We start from the raw sequence: 13,300 nt of genomic DNA, 5'->3' as shown, positions 1-13,300 counted from the left end.
TTGCGGCTGCTTATCGCCGCAGCCTTGCTCAAGACACTACCCCGATGTCCGTGCTGCCTGCGCGCAAACGCAAGGCTACGCTTGTGACACAGTAAGACTAGGCATCTTCATGCTGCTGCCGGGCAGCGCCGGCCACGCGCCCGAAGGCCGGCATCAGCTCGTGCCAGGCCTGGCGGTCGAGCGGCCGGGGCTTGCGCAGCACGCCGGGGCGGGGCTGGCCGGCGCCCAGGCCCTTGCCGGCGAAGGCGATGGTGTTGCTGCATTCGCCGTCGCCGACGAACAGCGCGTCGCCGTCGAAGGCGCGCTCGATGCGCGCCACGTGCAGCGCGAACTCGGGATGCGCGGTGTGCAGGTTAACCACCAGCATGCCGTCCGCGCGCAGTGCGGCCCGGCAGTCGTCGTAGAAAGCCTGCGAGCACAGCTCGGGCGGCTGGCCGTCATGGTCGAAGCCATCCACCAGCAGCACGTCCAGCCGGTCGCGGGTGTCGCGGACGAAGTCGGCCCCGTCGCCGCGACGCACCTGCAGGCGCTCGTCGTCGGGCGGCACCTTGAACTGCTCGCGCAGCGCGATGACGTGGGGGTTGATCTCGACGACCTTGATGCGCGTGTCGGGCAGATAGTGGTGGCAGAACTTGGCCAGCGAACCGCCGCCCAGGCCGATCATGCCCATCAGCCCGGGCGGCGGCACGAACAGCAGGAAGGCCATCATCGTGCGCGTGTAATCCAGGTCCAGCGCATGCGGGCGCTGGATCTGCATGCGGCTCTGGATCTCGCAGATCGAGAAATGCAGGGCCTTGGTGCCCAGGGTCTCGTAGACGAAGGGCTTGACGAATTGCGAGGGGTCGGCGGTATCGGGCATGGGTGCGGAGGGAGCTAGTCGCGCTGCAGGTCGACGATCAGCGGTGGCGAAGCCATCAGCACCAGCAGCAGCGCGATGGGCAGCGTGGCCGTGAAGCCGAAATGCTTGAAGGCCAGCGCGCCGACGACGCCGCCGACGAAGAACAGGCCCAGCACGACGCCGTGGATGAAGAGCTTGTCGCGGTTGGCGCGCACATAGTGGGCCGGGTCGGACACGGTGGAGCGGTTCCAGTACAGCAGGCGGCCGAGCTCGATGCCGAGGTCGGTCACGACGCCGGTCATGTGGGTGGTGCGGATCTCGGCCTGCGAGATCTTGGTGACGATGGCGTTCTGCAGGCCCATGATGAAACACAGCAGCAGCACGGCCGTGGGCACCAGCAGATGGGCCAGCGTCTTCAGATGGGCGCCCACCAGGCCGAACAGCAGCAGCAGGCCGGCTTCCAGCAACAGGGCCAGCGCGTACTTGCTGTGCATCTGGCGCCGCCGCGCCCAGTTGATGAGCAGCGCCGTGCAGGCCGCGCCGGCGATGAAGGCCAGCAGCGAGGCCAGCCCTGCCAGGGCCAGCGCCAGCTCGCCGATGGCCAGGTCGTCGGCCACGCCGGAGATCACGCCCGTCATGTGCGAGGTGTAGCGCCGCACGGCCAGGAAGCCGCCCGCGTTGACCGCCCCGGCCACGAAGGCCAGCACCGCGCCGAGCTGCCGGTTGGCCGACCGCGTACGGTGCCTGCCGGTGAGGCGGTGCAGGAAGCTGAGGGTCACGCCGCGAATTTAATGTGATTCCTATGCGATTGCAATTATCATTTGATTAACATAAGGAGCCGGCATGGAGCAAAAGACCGCCCGCTTGACGGTGTTGATCGACCCGGACAAGAAAAAGGCCTTCGAGACCCTGTGCGCGCAGCAGGACGTGACGCCCTCGCAGGTGGTGAGGCGCCTGATCCGCGAATACCTGGCCGCCCACGGCGTGAGCTACACGCCCGGCGGCGAGGACGGCGCCAGGGCGCGCTGAGTCAGTCAGGCACTCGCCGTGTCGTCGTCGCCGCGGCCGATGAAGGCGCGGATCGCGGCGATGCGGCCGTGGGCGTCGATGTCGAACAGGTCGACGACGTAGATCGTGTCGCGGCCGTCCACATCGATCCTCAGCTCCGCCGCGATGCCCTGCTCGCGTGCGTACAGGGCCAGCACCTCGATCTCCAGCCGGCTCACGGCCTCGAAGTTCGCGCGCGTCTCGGCCAGGGCCGCGGCCTTGCCGGCGACGCGGATCTTCCAGTCGCGCAGCGTGACCGCATCGGCCAGCAGCGGCGCGATGGCCGCCAGGTCGCGCGCGGCGTAGGCGGCCAGGTAGGCGCGCACCAGTTCGAACTTGTCGGGCATCACCAGGTGTCCACGAAGCGGTGGCTGTCGAAGGGCCGGATGATCGCCGACGCCAGGCCGCGGGCCAGCCAGGCGCGCGTCTCGGCCGGGTCGATGACGGCATCGATCTCCAGCGTCGCCGCGAGATTGAGGGCCTCGCCGCCCGCGTACTGCTGGGCGACGAGGCGCTTGAACAGTACCTCGCGCTCCGCCCCTTCCGGCAGCGCCTCGAGTTCCTTGCGGAAGCCCAGGCGCACCGCGCCCTCCAGCCCCATCGCGCCGAACTCGCCGGTGGGCCAGGCGATGCTGAACACCGGCCTGTGCAGGCCGCCGGCCGCGAGCGCCATCGCGCCCAGGCCATAGCTCTTGCGCAGCACGACGGCGAAGACGGGCACGCGCAGCGCGCCGGCCGTCACGAACAGCCGGCTCGCATGCCGCACCTGGGCCTTCGCCTCCGTATCCGGCCCGACCATGAAGCCGGGCGTGTCGATGAGGCTGACCAGCGGCAGGCCATGCGCATTGCACAGCTGCATGAAGCGCGCCGCCTTGTCGGCCGCGTCGGCGTCGATGGCGCCGCCCAGATGCAGCGGGTTGCTGGCCAGCACGCCGACCGGCCGGCCCTCGATGCACGCCAGCGCCGTGTGGACGGCCGCGCCGAAACCGGCGCGCAGCAGGAGCACGCTGCCCGCGTCGAACAGCGCCGGCAGCACCGCGCAGCTGTCGTAGGCACGCAGCCGGTTCTCGGGCACGACCTCGCGCAGCACCCGCGCGTCGGGCGCCGTCCAGGCGCCCATGCGGCCCTGGAAGAACGACAGGTAATGCCGGGCCGCCAGCACCGCGGCGGCCTCGTCGTCGACGAGCAGGTCGATGACGCCGTTGGCCTGCTGCACCTCGGCCGGGCCGATCTGCTCGGCCTTGAAGACGCCCAGCCCGCCGCCCTCGACCATGGCCGGCCCGCCCATGCCGATGTTGCTGGCACGCGTGGCGATGACGACGTCGCTGCAGCCCAGCAGCGCCGCGTTGCCGGCGAAGCAGCGCCCGGCCGCGATGCCGACGACGGGCACGCGGCCGGACAGCGCCGCATGGCTGGCGAAGGTGGGCACATGCAGGCCCGCGACGACGGGCATGTCGGTGTCGCCCGGCCGGCCGCCGCCGCCCTCGGCGAACAGCACCAGCGGCAACTTCTGCTCGGCCGCGATGCCCAGCATGCGGTCGGTCTTGGCGTGGTTTCGCGCGCCCTGGGTGCCGGCCAGCACGGTCGCGTCATAGGCCATCACGACGGTGCGCGACCTCTGCTCGCCGAACTCGCGGCCGTTGACGGCGCCGATGCCGCTGACGAGGCCGTCGGCCGGCGTGTTGGCGATCAGGTCTTCGGGCGTGCGCCGGCGCGACTGGGCCGCGACGGCCAGCGCGCCGTACTCGATGAAGCTGCCCGGGTCGCAGAGGTCGGCGATGTTCTCGCGCGCGCTGCGCAGGCCCAGCGCATGGCGCCGGGCGATGACCTCGGGGCGGGCAGCATCGAACGTGAAGGCGCTGCGGTCCAGCAGGCGCTGCAGGTCGGGGCGGATGCGGTCGGGGTCGGCCGCGCCCGGCGCGGCTGCCGGCGCCGCCGCATCCCCGGCCGCCTCCAGCGTCAGCAGCAACTGGCCGGCGCCGACAACGCGGCCGGGCTCCACGGCCAGCGCCACGACGCGGCCGGCCAGCGGCGCGGCCAGCACATGCTCCATCTTCATCGCATCCAGCACGGCCAGCTCGGCGCCGGCCGCGACCTGGTCGCCGACGGCCACGCCGAACTGCAGCAGCCGGCCCGCGCTCGGCGCGCGCAGCTCGCGGGCGTCGGCCGCCGCCGCGTCCGGGGCCGGCTGCAGCTCGGTCAGATGGGCCTCCAGCCAGCCGGTGTGCAACTCGGGGCCGGCCAGCTCGGGCCGCACCGCCAGCGCGCGCAACAGGCCGAGGTTGGTCGCCACGCCCTCGATACGGCATTCGGCCAGCGCCCGCTGCGAGCGCCGCAGCACGTCCTGCAGCCGCGGGCCGCGCACGACGAGCTTGGCAAGCAGGCTGTCGTAGTGCGGCGAGGCCACCGCGCCCGGGCGACCATGCGTGTCCACGCGCACGCCGGGCCCGGCGGGCAGGTCGAAGCGGTCGAGCCGGCCGCCGCCGGCCTCGGCGTTCACGCGCCACTGCACGGCAAAGCCCTGCGGCCGGGGCGGCACGGCCAGGCCCAGCCCGGCCAGCGTGCCGCCAGCGGCGACCTGCACCTGCAGCTGCACGAGGTCCAGCCCCGTCACCTCCTCGGTGATGGTGTGCTCGACCTGCAGCCGCGGGTTGGCCTCGATGAAGACGAAGTCGCGCCGCGCGATGTCGACGAGGAATTCGAAGGTGCCCAACCCCTGATAGGCGACGGCGCGGGCCAGGCGCAGCGCGGCCTCCTGCAGCTGCTCGCGCAGGGCCTCGTCCAGCGCCGGGCTGGGCGCGATCTCGACCAGCTTCTGGAAGCGCCGCTGCAGCGTGCAGTCGCGCTCGCCGAGGGCCACGACCTGCCGCCCGTCGCCCAGCAGCTGCACCTCGATGTGACGCGCGCCCGGCATCAGCCGCTCGGCGTAGACACCATCGACGCCGAAGGCCGCGCGCGCCTCCGAGCGGCAGCGCTCGTAGGCGCCAGGCAACTCGTCGGCGCCCACCACCGCCCGCATGCCGCGCCCGCCGCCGCCGGCGATGGCCTTCAGCATCAGGCTGCCATGCTCGGCCAGGAAGGCGCGCGCCTCGTCCAGCGTCACCGCGCCCGCGCTGCCGGCGAGCACCGGCACGCCGCACTGCCGGGCCAGCGCCCGTGCGCGGGCCTTATCGCCGAAGCCTTCGAGCTGCTCCGGCGTCGCGCCGATGAAGACCAGGCCGGCCGCCGCGCAGGCGCGGGCAAAGTCGGCGCGCTCGCTGAGGAATCCGTAGCCGGGGTGGATGGCGTCGCAGCCACGCTGTTTCGCCAGCGCCACGAGGCCGCCGACATCGAGATAGGCCGCCGGCCCGCTGCCCGTCAGCGCCACGGTCTCGTCCGCTGCGCCGACATGGGCCGAGGCGCTGTCGTCGGCCGCATGCACGGCGACGCTGGCGATGCCGAGCTCGCGCAGCGCCCGCAACACCCGCAGCGCCACCTCGCCGCGGTTGGCAACGAAAACTTTCGTGAAGGCGGGCGGCGGCGAAGCGGACATGGGCAGCGGGGAAAAGTGGCGCGGGCATCCTAGTCGGCGGCCCGGTGAAGCCCTGTCCGCGGGATGACACCCAGGCGAAGCCTCGCTTCGCGCCCGGACAATCGCCGCCCCATGAAATCCCTCAAACAACATTGGGACCGCGTGCCGGAAGGCTCGGCCGTCCTCTTCATGGTGCAGATGTTCGCGACGCTGGGCTTCGCGGTGCTGCAGTCCACGCTGGTGCTGTACGCCACGCACCGGCTCGGTTTCAGCAGCGAGCAGGCGGCGCTGATGATGGGCCTGTTCGGCGCCTTCAACTACGGGCTGCACCTGTTCGGCGGCTACCTGGGCGGGCGCTTCCTGAGCAACCGCAACCTCTTCGTCGGCGGCATGCTGCTGCAGGTGCTGGGCTGCGGCGCCATCGCCGGCGGCACGCTGGCCGGGCTGTACTGGGGCATGGCACTGTTCCTGACCGGCAGCGGCCTGAACGTGACCTGCCTGAACATGATGCTGACGCAGCGCTTCGCGCCCGAGGACGACCGCCGCGAAGGCGCCTTCCTGTGGAACTACGCCGGCATGAACGTGGGCTTTTTCGTCGGCTTCACGGTGGCGGGCCACTTCCAGCTCGACGAGCGCTACGGTTCGCTGTTCTGGTTCGCGACGGTGGGCAATGCGATGGCCATCCTGCTGGCCCTGGTGTTCTGGCGCACGCTGGCCGACCGCGACACGCCGCTGTCGCAGCGCCGCGGCACCGACTTCTGGGGCCGTTTCGCGGTCGGCGTGGCCGTGCTGACCGGCCTCGTGCCGCTGCTGGCCTGGCTGCTGCAGCACCCCGGCGACACCGCCATCGGCATGAAAGCGCTGTGCGGCGCGGTCGGCGTGGCGCTGCTGGTGCTGACGCTGCGCCACCCGGTGCCGGCCGAGAAGCGCCGCATGCAGGCCTATCTGGTGCTGACGCTGGGCTCGCTGGTGTTCTGGTCGCTCTACCAGATGGCGCCCAGCGGCCTGCAGCTCTATGCGGTGGGCAATGTCTGGCTGAACGTCTGGGGCGTGACCGTCGCGCCGCAGTGGGTGCAGAACATCAACACCGTCGTCATCGTCATCGGCGGCCCCTGGCTGGCCGCGGTGTTCGCGCGCTGGCGAACCAAGGGCTGGCCGGTGGACATCCCGATGCAGTTCTCGGCGTCGCTGGTGCTGATGGGCCTGGGCTTCCTGGCCCTGCCGCTGGGCATACAGCTCGCCGACCCGGCCAGCGGCCGCGCCGACTTCTTCTGGCTCTTCCTCAGCTATGTGCTGCAGAGCATCGGCGAGCTGCTGATCTCGCCGGTGGGCTACGCGATGATCGGCCGCATCGCGCCGCGCCAGTACCAGGGCATCATGATGGGCAGCTGGATGCTGGTCACCGGCCTGGCCTCGCTGTTCGCCGGCGACTTCTCCGGCGTCGTCGCCCAGCCGGTGGACGGCTCGGCGCTGGCGACGAACCCGGCCTACGCGACGCTGTTCACGCAGCTGGCGGTCGGCAGCCTCGCCACCGGCGCACTGATGTTCACGCTGCGGCCCTGGCTGCGGCGGCTGATCGACTCGGCCTAGGCACGGCCGCGCCACTTCGCGTCGAGGCTGAGCGGGCCGGCGCCGTGCCCGACCAGCAACAGGAAGCCGCCGGCCATCGCAAGGTTCTTCATGAAATGGATCTGCTGGCCCTGGTCGGCAAGGTTGCCATGGAACAGCAGGGCCGACACGACGCTGAAGCCAGCCAGGGCGAAGGCCGCGGGGCGCGTGAACAGGCCGAGCACGATCAGCAGGCCGCCGCCGAGTTCGGTCAGGATGACCAGCGGCAGCAGGCCGCCCGGCACGCCCATCGAGGCCATATAGCCCTGCGTGGCGGCATAGCCGCCGATCTTGCCGGCGCCGGCCGTCACGAAGATCGCGGCCATCAACACGCGACCGAGGAGGTCGCTCCAGGGGGCCAGCTTGTCGGTCAGGTTCGTCATGAGCGCTCCGGTCAGTTGGGGGGGACGGAATGGCCAGATGGTGATTTCACGGTGCCCGCCGTGTCAATGACCTGGGCACCCGGCTCGGGCCGGCAGCTTTCCGAGGCGGCCAAGCCGCTTCAAATGATGAACACTGCTTTCATCAACAGGTGCAGCGCACACCTCAGCCGCACTGCCCCACATAGCCGCAGGCCGTGCAGAAATCGCAGCCGTCCTTGTGGATCATCGTCGCGTTGCCGCATTCCGGGCAGGGCCGGCCGGCCTGGAGCCGCAGCGCACCGGCCGGCGCGCCGAGCTTGGGCGCCGGCGTCTGCAACAGGCCCATGTCGACCAGCGGCTGGCCCTGCTCGTCGAGGATGCCCAGCATCGCGTAGCGGTGGATGACGAGGCGGGCCACATAGGCCACGGTGGACGGCCAGACCTGCTGGCGGCGCTCGCCGTTCAGGCTGGGCACCGGTGCCATGAAATGGCCCAGCGGCTCGCCCACGTTGAGCAGCTTGCGCAGCTTCATCGCGATCCAGCCCGGGTCCATCACGCGCATGTCCAGGCTCAGCAGCCGCGCCAGGCCGTCGAGTGCCTTGGGGTAGTTGCCCGAGAAGCCCATCGCGCAGGGCCGCGTGACGCTGCCGCCGTCCGGCGTGGGCAGCACGACCTCCTTCAGCGTCAGCGTGAACTGCTCGTTGGTGGCCGGGTTGTCCACGTCCACCGCCCAGGCCAGCGTGCCGGACACGCCCGTGCGCGGCTCGTTGCGGCTGAACATGGCGTCCACCACCGGCGTAGCGCCGCCCTCGGTCAACGCACCGAGCTGTTCGCAACGCCAGCGGATGACGGCCGCCGTCGCGGCGACGACACCGGGGAAGAGGCGTTTCTCGCCGCTGGGCGGCATGGGCATCTCGAAGGCGCGCTCCTCGGCCACCGTGGCCAGCGCGTCGAGCTTGAGGCGCAGCCAGGCGGCGTCGTTGGTGCGCAGGTCGGTGGACAGGGTCTTGGCCAGCGCGGCCAGGCCGCGCGGCTGCTCGGCGCCGTTGACCCAGACCTCGAAGGGCAGGTTGCGGCCGAACAGGCCGCCGTCGGGGCCGTCCAGCGGCAGCTCGCCGATGAAGAGGGCGAAATCGCCATGCGGATGCTGGATCAGATAGCTCCAGGCCGGGTTGCCGCCGGGCATGTCGGGGCGGCTGGGCCAGCGCAGCGACGCGACGACGGCCTGGGGCAGGCGTTCCACCTTCAGGCGCTGGTTGGTGCCGTCCACCTCGGCACGCAGCGGCTCCGGCTGCTTGACTTCGGGCGTCACGCTGAGCACCGAGCCCAGCACGCTGTTGGGCCGGTAGGTGGCCAGGCCCTTGAGCTTGCTCTGCCAGGCCTGGATGTAGAGGTCCTGGAAGTCTTCGTAGGGGTAGTCGGCCGGCACGTTGACGGTCTTGCTGATCGACGTGTCGACATAGGGCGCGACGGCGGCGACCATGGCCGCATGGTCGGCCGCGCTCAGCTCCAGCGCCGTGACGAAGGCGTCGGACAGCGCTGCGTCGGCGCCGAACAGGTGGCGGTACAGGCGCCAGGCATGGTCCTCGACGGCGTATTCCTTGAAGCCGCCGCCCTCGCTCTGCGGCAGGCGCTTCTTGCGCGTGTAGGTCCAGGAGAAGGCCGGCTCGATGCCGTTGCTCGCGTTGTCGGCAAAGGCCAGGCTGATGGTGCCGGTGGGTGCGATGGACAGCAGGTGGGAGTTCCGCAGGCCCTGCTCGCGGATCTTGTCCTTCAGCTCCTGCGGCAGGCGCGACGCGAAGCTGCCGCCGGAGAGATAGAGGTCGGCGTTGAACAGCGGGAAGCTGCCGCGCTCGGCGGCGAGGTCGCTGGACGCCGAGTAGGCCGCGTCGCGCATCACTTCGCTGATGTGGCTGGCCATGTCGCGCGCGGCCTGCGTGTCGTAGCGCAGGTTGAGCATGACGAGGGCATCGCCCAGGCCGGTGAAGCCCAGACCGACGCGGCGCTTGTTGCCCGCCTCCTGGGCCTGCGCGGGCAGCGGCCACGGCGTCACGTCGAGCACGTTGTCCAGCATGCGCGTGGCCACGGCCACGACCTCGGCGAAGCCGGCTTCATCGAACTCGGGCCGGGCGCTGAACGGGTCGCTCACGAAGCGCGTCAGGTCGATGGAGCCGAGGCAGCAGCAGCCATAGGGCGGAAGGGGCTGTTCAGCGCAGTTGTGCACATAGAGCCCATTGGCATCGAAGGCATGGACATGTTCGATCGTCACGTCGTAGACCTCTTCGACGCCATCGGGTTCGATGGCCTCGACCGTGGCGATGAAACGCTCACGGTTCAACTCGCGTCGGTAGGCGCTCAGCAACTCGTTCAGCCGCGCCTGCTTGGCACCGTCCTCAAAGCCCACCTGCTCGGCGTACCGGCGCAGGTTGTCGCCGCTGATGACCAGCTCGTGCACCGCACGCCGTTCATAGTCGCGCTCGCCGCCACGCCCATCGGGCATTCGCTGCAGCCCCGCGGGCTGGCGCTCGCGACAAATCGTCGACATGACGCCCAGCCTCGCCAGCATGCGTTGGGCGGTCTGCAATTGCGCAAGGTCCGCCTGCGTCAAGCGCACGCTGACGCCTTTGTCCTGCGTCCCCTGCACCGAACCATCGGCATCGAACAGCCCGCGCAGCAACCCACGATGGAAATCTGCGGACGTCGCCTCCATTGCCGGCGTGATCCGCTTGCTGCCAGGCGTCGCGCCCAGAGCCCCCGCCAGATCGCGCAGCCCCGTAGAGGCAAGCCGGAATTCGCCGCGCCCGGCGACGGGACGCTGCCAGCCCTGGAAATCGGCTCGGCTGACGATGGCGGCGTGCATGGCCGTCTCGGCCGCGCGCATGACCCCCTCGATGCTGGCCTGCCTGTAGGTCAGGTCACTGCCCACGGCCTTCAGCTCGGGCGCCCAGAATGACAGAACGGCCTTGTCGGCCTTCAGCGTGCCGTCACCGATCAGCAGGCCGAGCAGATACCCCTCGGCCTCGCTGTGCGGACCATCCCAGCCTTGCAGCGCGCGGTGGTCGTGCAGCATCAGCTCGTCGCCGGGCTTCACGTCCGCAGCCGGCACCCATTCGGCCTCGACGAGGTAGCGGGTCTTGCGCGTGACCCGGCGTACCGGGTGATCCCCGGTCAGGCGCAGCGCATGCCCTTCACGCGTGGACAGCTTCAGCACCGGCTTCACTCCGGTGGCGAAGAAGCCTGCCGACTCGCTTGCATAGGCCTTGCCATCGACGATGGCACAGAAGGGCTGGCCGATCAGCTCACGCACCTGGCGCGGGCCCTCGCTCGTCATCGTCCAGGTGTCCGCCGCCACGCAGGGGTTGGTCGCCGCAATCGTCTCGCAGTAATGCAGGTTGTTGTCGGCGTTGATGCGGTCCAGGAAGAGCACGCCGGGTTCGGCGTGGTCGTAGGTGGAGCGCATGACCTGGTCCCAGAGCTCGCGGGCGCGCACCTTGCGGTAGACCCACTGGCCATCGCCGCGCTGGTAGGCGCCGGCCTCGATCTGCTCGGCGCTGGGCTGGGCCCGGTGCGCCAGCTCGACCAGGCCGTCGGCCTGCACGGCCTCCATGAAGGCGTCGGTCACGCCGATGGAGATGTTGAAGTTGCGCAGGTCGCCCTCGTCCTTGGCGTGGATGAAGGCCTCGATGTCGGGGTGATCGCAGCGCAGCACGCCCATCTGGGCGCCGCGGCGGCTGCCGGCGCTCTCGACCGTCTCGCAGCTGCGGTCGAAGACGCGCATATAGCTGATCGGGCCGGAGGCATGACTGCGCGTGGAACCGACCCAGGCGCCGGCCGGGCGGATGCGGCTGAAGTCATAGCCCACGCCGCCGCCGCGGCGCATGGTCTCGGCGGCCTCGGTCAGCGCGGTGTAGATGCCGGGCACGCCGTCCTCGGCCGTGGCGATGCTGTCGCCCACCGGCTGCACGAAGCAGTTGATGAGGGTGGCCGACAGCTCGGTGCCGGCGGCCGACATGATGCGGCCGGCCGGCACGAAGCCGCGCTGCTGGGCGTCGAGGAAGACGGCCGTCCAGCGCGCGCGCTCGGCCGGCTTCTCGGCGGCGCTGAGCGCGCGGGCGACGCGCTCGCGCAGCTCGTCGGCATGCAGTTCGCCGCCCTTGGCATATTTCTCGATGAGGACTTCGCTGCTGATGTCCTGGAGCGGAAGGTCGATGATGGCGCTCACGGCAGCCTCGCAATACTGGATAAAAGAACAGTCTACGACTTGGCGCCTGCGACTGCACGACGAAAGCGCCAAGCTTGCCGGCCGCTTTCGCCGCCGTCTTTGACGCGGCGCATCAACCGCTCAGAAGGGGTTGATGCTCTTCTCGCGGCGGTAGTGGATATAGCCCACGCTGGCACCCGCGCGCAGGCCCACACCCAGGCGGATGGGCGCCAGCGTGATGCCCTTCAGGCGCTGGTAGTTGATGCCCGCGCCGCCGACGTAATAGAGGCTGCCGTCCACGCCGGGGAAGCGCTGGTAGATGGCGGCCGTGTTGGGCAGGTGGTAGACCAGCGTGAAGACCTTGGACGCATTGGCGCCCAGGTCGAAGCCGATGGACGGGCCGGCCCAGTAGACCTTGGCGGCGCCGCCGCCCTTCATCAGCAGTTCGCCGTCGCCATAGCGCAGGCCGACGGTAATGGCCGCGCCGGCCTCCTCGCCCTTGATGTAGGCATTGGGCCGGCCCTGCTCCTTGAAGGCCTTCTCGATGACCTTGGCCAGGCCCTCGGTCGTCTGGCCGAAGAAGTCGGTGGCGGCCTTCAGGATGGAGTCCTCGTCATAGGTGCCGCCCTTGTCGTCCGCAGCGACGGCGGGCAGGGCAGAAGCGGTGGCGAGGGCGGCGAGGTGTTGCAGATGCTTACGACGATCGATCATGGACGGGCTCCTTGGGAAGGGTCAGCATAAACAAAGCACCGTGAAGTTTGGCCGCCCGTTGCTACTCGGCACAACCTAGACTTCCCCGCTATGTCGTCCAACCCCGACCTGCAGCGGCTGTCCGCCGCCCTCGAATATGTCGACCTCGCGGCCGGCCTCTATCTGGCCGGCGGCGCCGACCAGGCCGCGCGGCTGCTGGCGGCCGCGGCCGAGCAGCAGCTCGGCGACCTGGTACGCCTGATTGACGCGCCCAGCGTGACGGTGGACACGCGCGAACTGCTGGCCCGCGTCGCGCGGGCCCACCGGCCCGCCGTCGTCGCGCCGCGCGAGTCGCCCGGGCGGGACTGGGACGCGCCGCCCGCCGCGCCCGACGGCGTGCGCGAGGAAACCGTCGCCTTCCTGCGCGCCGCCTGGTTCATGCTCGAGGCCATGGGCCTGGCCGCGCTGGCGCCCGAGCGGCTGCAGCAGGCCATCGAACACAGCACCGTCTTCGGTGGCAGCGCCACGCTGGAGCCTTTCGTCTAGCATCGACCGGCACAGCCGCCCCGGGAGACCATCATCAGCACCGAACGCCGCCAATTCGCCCGCGTCGCCTTTGCCTCCGGCGCCGAGCTGATCACGACCCAGGCCCATCTGCGCTGCCAGGTCATCGACATCTCGCTGAAGGGCGTGCTGCTGCAGCTGCCCGCCGGGCATGTGCCCCTGGCCGGCATGCCCTGCCTCGTCAAGCTGCCGCTCGGCGATGGCGGGGGCGACCTCGTCATCGCGATGGCCGGCGAGCTGGCCCATGTCGAGGGCGCCCATGCCGGCGTGCAATGCCGCAGCATCGACCTGGAATCCATCACCCATCTGCGCCGCCTCATCGAGATGAATCTGGGCGACCCGTCGGCCTCGGAGCGCGAGCTCAAGGCGCTGATCGCCGCGGCAGGCAGCGCCTAGACCGGCGCGAACCCGCCAGAACCGGCTTCGCGCCCGCCCAGACGGGTTTCGTCGCAGCCGGGCCATGGCCACCCGCTCCGACC

General features: G+C 70.5%; 11 protein-coding genes. 4 read left to right on the top strand and 7 right to left on the bottom strand.

Annotated features, from left to right (window positions below; translation table 11 throughout):
- Window positions 1-97: 97 nt before the first annotated feature.
- Both EV671_RS07700 and EV671_RS07695 read right to left on the bottom strand, forming a co-directional pair.
- Complete coding sequence (locus tag EV671_RS07700; RefSeq protein ID WP_132570711.1) at window positions 98-859, bottom strand: spermine/spermidine synthase domain-containing protein; 762 nt, start codon at window positions 857-859, stop codon at window positions 98-100.
- A gap of 14 nt (window positions 860-873) precedes the next feature.
- Window positions 874-1,617, bottom strand: a complete 744-nt coding sequence (locus tag EV671_RS07695; RefSeq protein WP_132570710.1) for a YoaK family protein — start codon at window positions 1,615-1,617, stop codon at window positions 874-876.
- A gap of 64 nt (window positions 1,618-1,681) precedes the next feature.
- Between EV671_RS07695 and EV671_RS07690 the strand changes: the two genes are divergently transcribed.
- Complete coding sequence (locus EV671_RS07690; RefSeq protein WP_132570709.1) at window positions 1,682-1,867, top strand: ribbon-helix-helix protein, CopG family; 186 nt, start codon at window positions 1,682-1,684, stop codon at window positions 1,865-1,867.
- Window positions 1,868-1,872: 5 nt separating this feature from the next.
- Here the strand turns inward: EV671_RS07690 and EV671_RS07685 are convergent, their stop codons facing one another.
- Window positions 1,873-2,232 carry a nuclear transport factor 2 family protein gene (locus EV671_RS07685; protein ID WP_132570708.1) on the bottom strand — a complete coding sequence of 120 codons (360 nt, stop codon included), beginning with the start codon at window positions 2,230-2,232 and terminating at the stop codon, window positions 1,873-1,875.
- On the bottom strand, window positions 2,232-5,417 hold the full coding sequence (locus EV671_RS07680; protein ID WP_132570707.1) for a carboxyl transferase domain-containing protein: 3,186 nt from the start codon (window positions 5,415-5,417) through the stop codon (window positions 2,232-2,234). Before EV671_RS07680 ends, EV671_RS07685 begins: the two co-directional genes overlap by 1 nt.
- A gap of 111 nt (window positions 5,418-5,528) precedes the next feature.
- On the opposite strand from EV671_RS07680, the gene EV671_RS07675 reads away from it, so the two are divergent.
- A complete protein-coding gene (locus EV671_RS07675; protein WP_132570706.1) occupies window positions 5,529-6,986 on the top strand; it encodes a peptide MFS transporter in 1,458 nt (485 codons plus the stop codon).
- Here the strand turns inward: EV671_RS07675 and EV671_RS07670 are convergent.
- The 3 genes from EV671_RS07670 to EV671_RS07660 form a co-directional block, all read right to left on the bottom strand.
- Window positions 6,983-7,387, bottom strand: coding sequence for a DoxX family protein (locus tag EV671_RS07670; protein WP_132570705.1), 405 nt, complete (start codon window positions 7,385-7,387; stop codon window positions 6,983-6,985). The two genes, EV671_RS07675 and EV671_RS07670, sit on opposite strands and share 4 nt — an antisense overlap.
- A gap of 163 nt (window positions 7,388-7,550) precedes the next feature.
- Window positions 7,551-11,588, bottom strand: a complete 4,038-nt coding sequence (locus EV671_RS07665) for an LAGLIDADG family homing endonuclease (protein ID WP_243655629.1) — start codon at window positions 11,586-11,588, stop codon at window positions 7,551-7,553.
- A gap of 120 nt (window positions 11,589-11,708) precedes the next feature.
- The gene (locus EV671_RS07660; protein WP_132570704.1) at window positions 11,709-12,278 is read right to left on the bottom strand and encodes a DUF1134 domain-containing protein; all 570 of its coding nucleotides are present in this window, start codon (window positions 12,276-12,278) and stop codon (window positions 11,709-11,711) included.
- Between the two features lie 90 nt (window positions 12,279-12,368).
- On the opposite strand from EV671_RS07660, the gene EV671_RS07655 reads away from it, so the two are divergent.
- Together EV671_RS07655 and EV671_RS07650 are read left to right on the top strand one after the other, a co-directional pair.
- Entirely contained in the window at window positions 12,369-12,803 is a 435-nt protein-coding gene (locus EV671_RS07655) for a hypothetical protein (RefSeq protein WP_132570703.1), read from the top strand.
- Between the two features lie 30 nt (window positions 12,804-12,833).
- Window positions 12,834-13,217, top strand: coding sequence for a PilZ domain-containing protein (locus EV671_RS07650; protein ID WP_341540502.1), 384 nt, complete (start codon window positions 12,834-12,836; stop codon window positions 13,215-13,217).
- The last annotated feature ends 83 nt before the right edge of the window (window positions 13,218-13,300 follow it).

This window comes from Roseateles saccharophilus, assembly GCF_004342485.1.
GTDB lineage: Bacteria > Pseudomonadota > Gammaproteobacteria > Burkholderiales > Burkholderiaceae_C > Pelomonas > Pelomonas saccharophila.
This window is presented reverse-complemented; position numbering and strand designations above follow the sequence as displayed.

What these genes read in the sequence shown, in the direction of transcription:
- EV671_RS07700 (WP_132570711.1), bottom strand. Translation starts at nt 859, where the DNA reads ATGCCCGATACCGCCGACCCCTCGCAATTCGTCAAGCCCTTCGTCTAC.
- EV671_RS07690 (WP_132570709.1), top strand. Translation starts at nt 1,682, where the DNA reads ATGGAGCAAAAGACCGCCCGCTTGACGGTGTTGATCGACCCGGACAAG.
- EV671_RS07685 (WP_132570708.1), bottom strand. Translation starts at nt 2,232, where the DNA reads ATGCCCGACAAGTTCGAACTGGTGCGCGCCTACCTGGCCGCCTACGCC.
- EV671_RS07680 (WP_132570707.1), bottom strand. Translation starts at nt 5,417, where the DNA reads ATGTCCGCTTCGCCGCCGCCCGCCTTCACGAAAGTTTTCGTTGCCAAC.
- EV671_RS07675 (WP_132570706.1), top strand. Translation starts at nt 5,529, where the DNA reads ATGAAATCCCTCAAACAACATTGGGACCGCGTGCCGGAAGGCTCGGCC.
- EV671_RS07670 (WP_132570705.1), bottom strand. Translation starts at nt 7,387, where the DNA reads ATGACGAACCTGACCGACAAGCTGGCCCCCTGGAGCGACCTCCTCGGT.
- EV671_RS07660 (WP_132570704.1), bottom strand. Translation starts at nt 12,278, where the DNA reads ATGATCGATCGTCGTAAGCATCTGCAACACCTCGCCGCCCTCGCCACC.
- EV671_RS07655 (WP_132570703.1), top strand. Translation starts at nt 12,369, where the DNA reads ATGTCGTCCAACCCCGACCTGCAGCGGCTGTCCGCCGCCCTCGAATAT.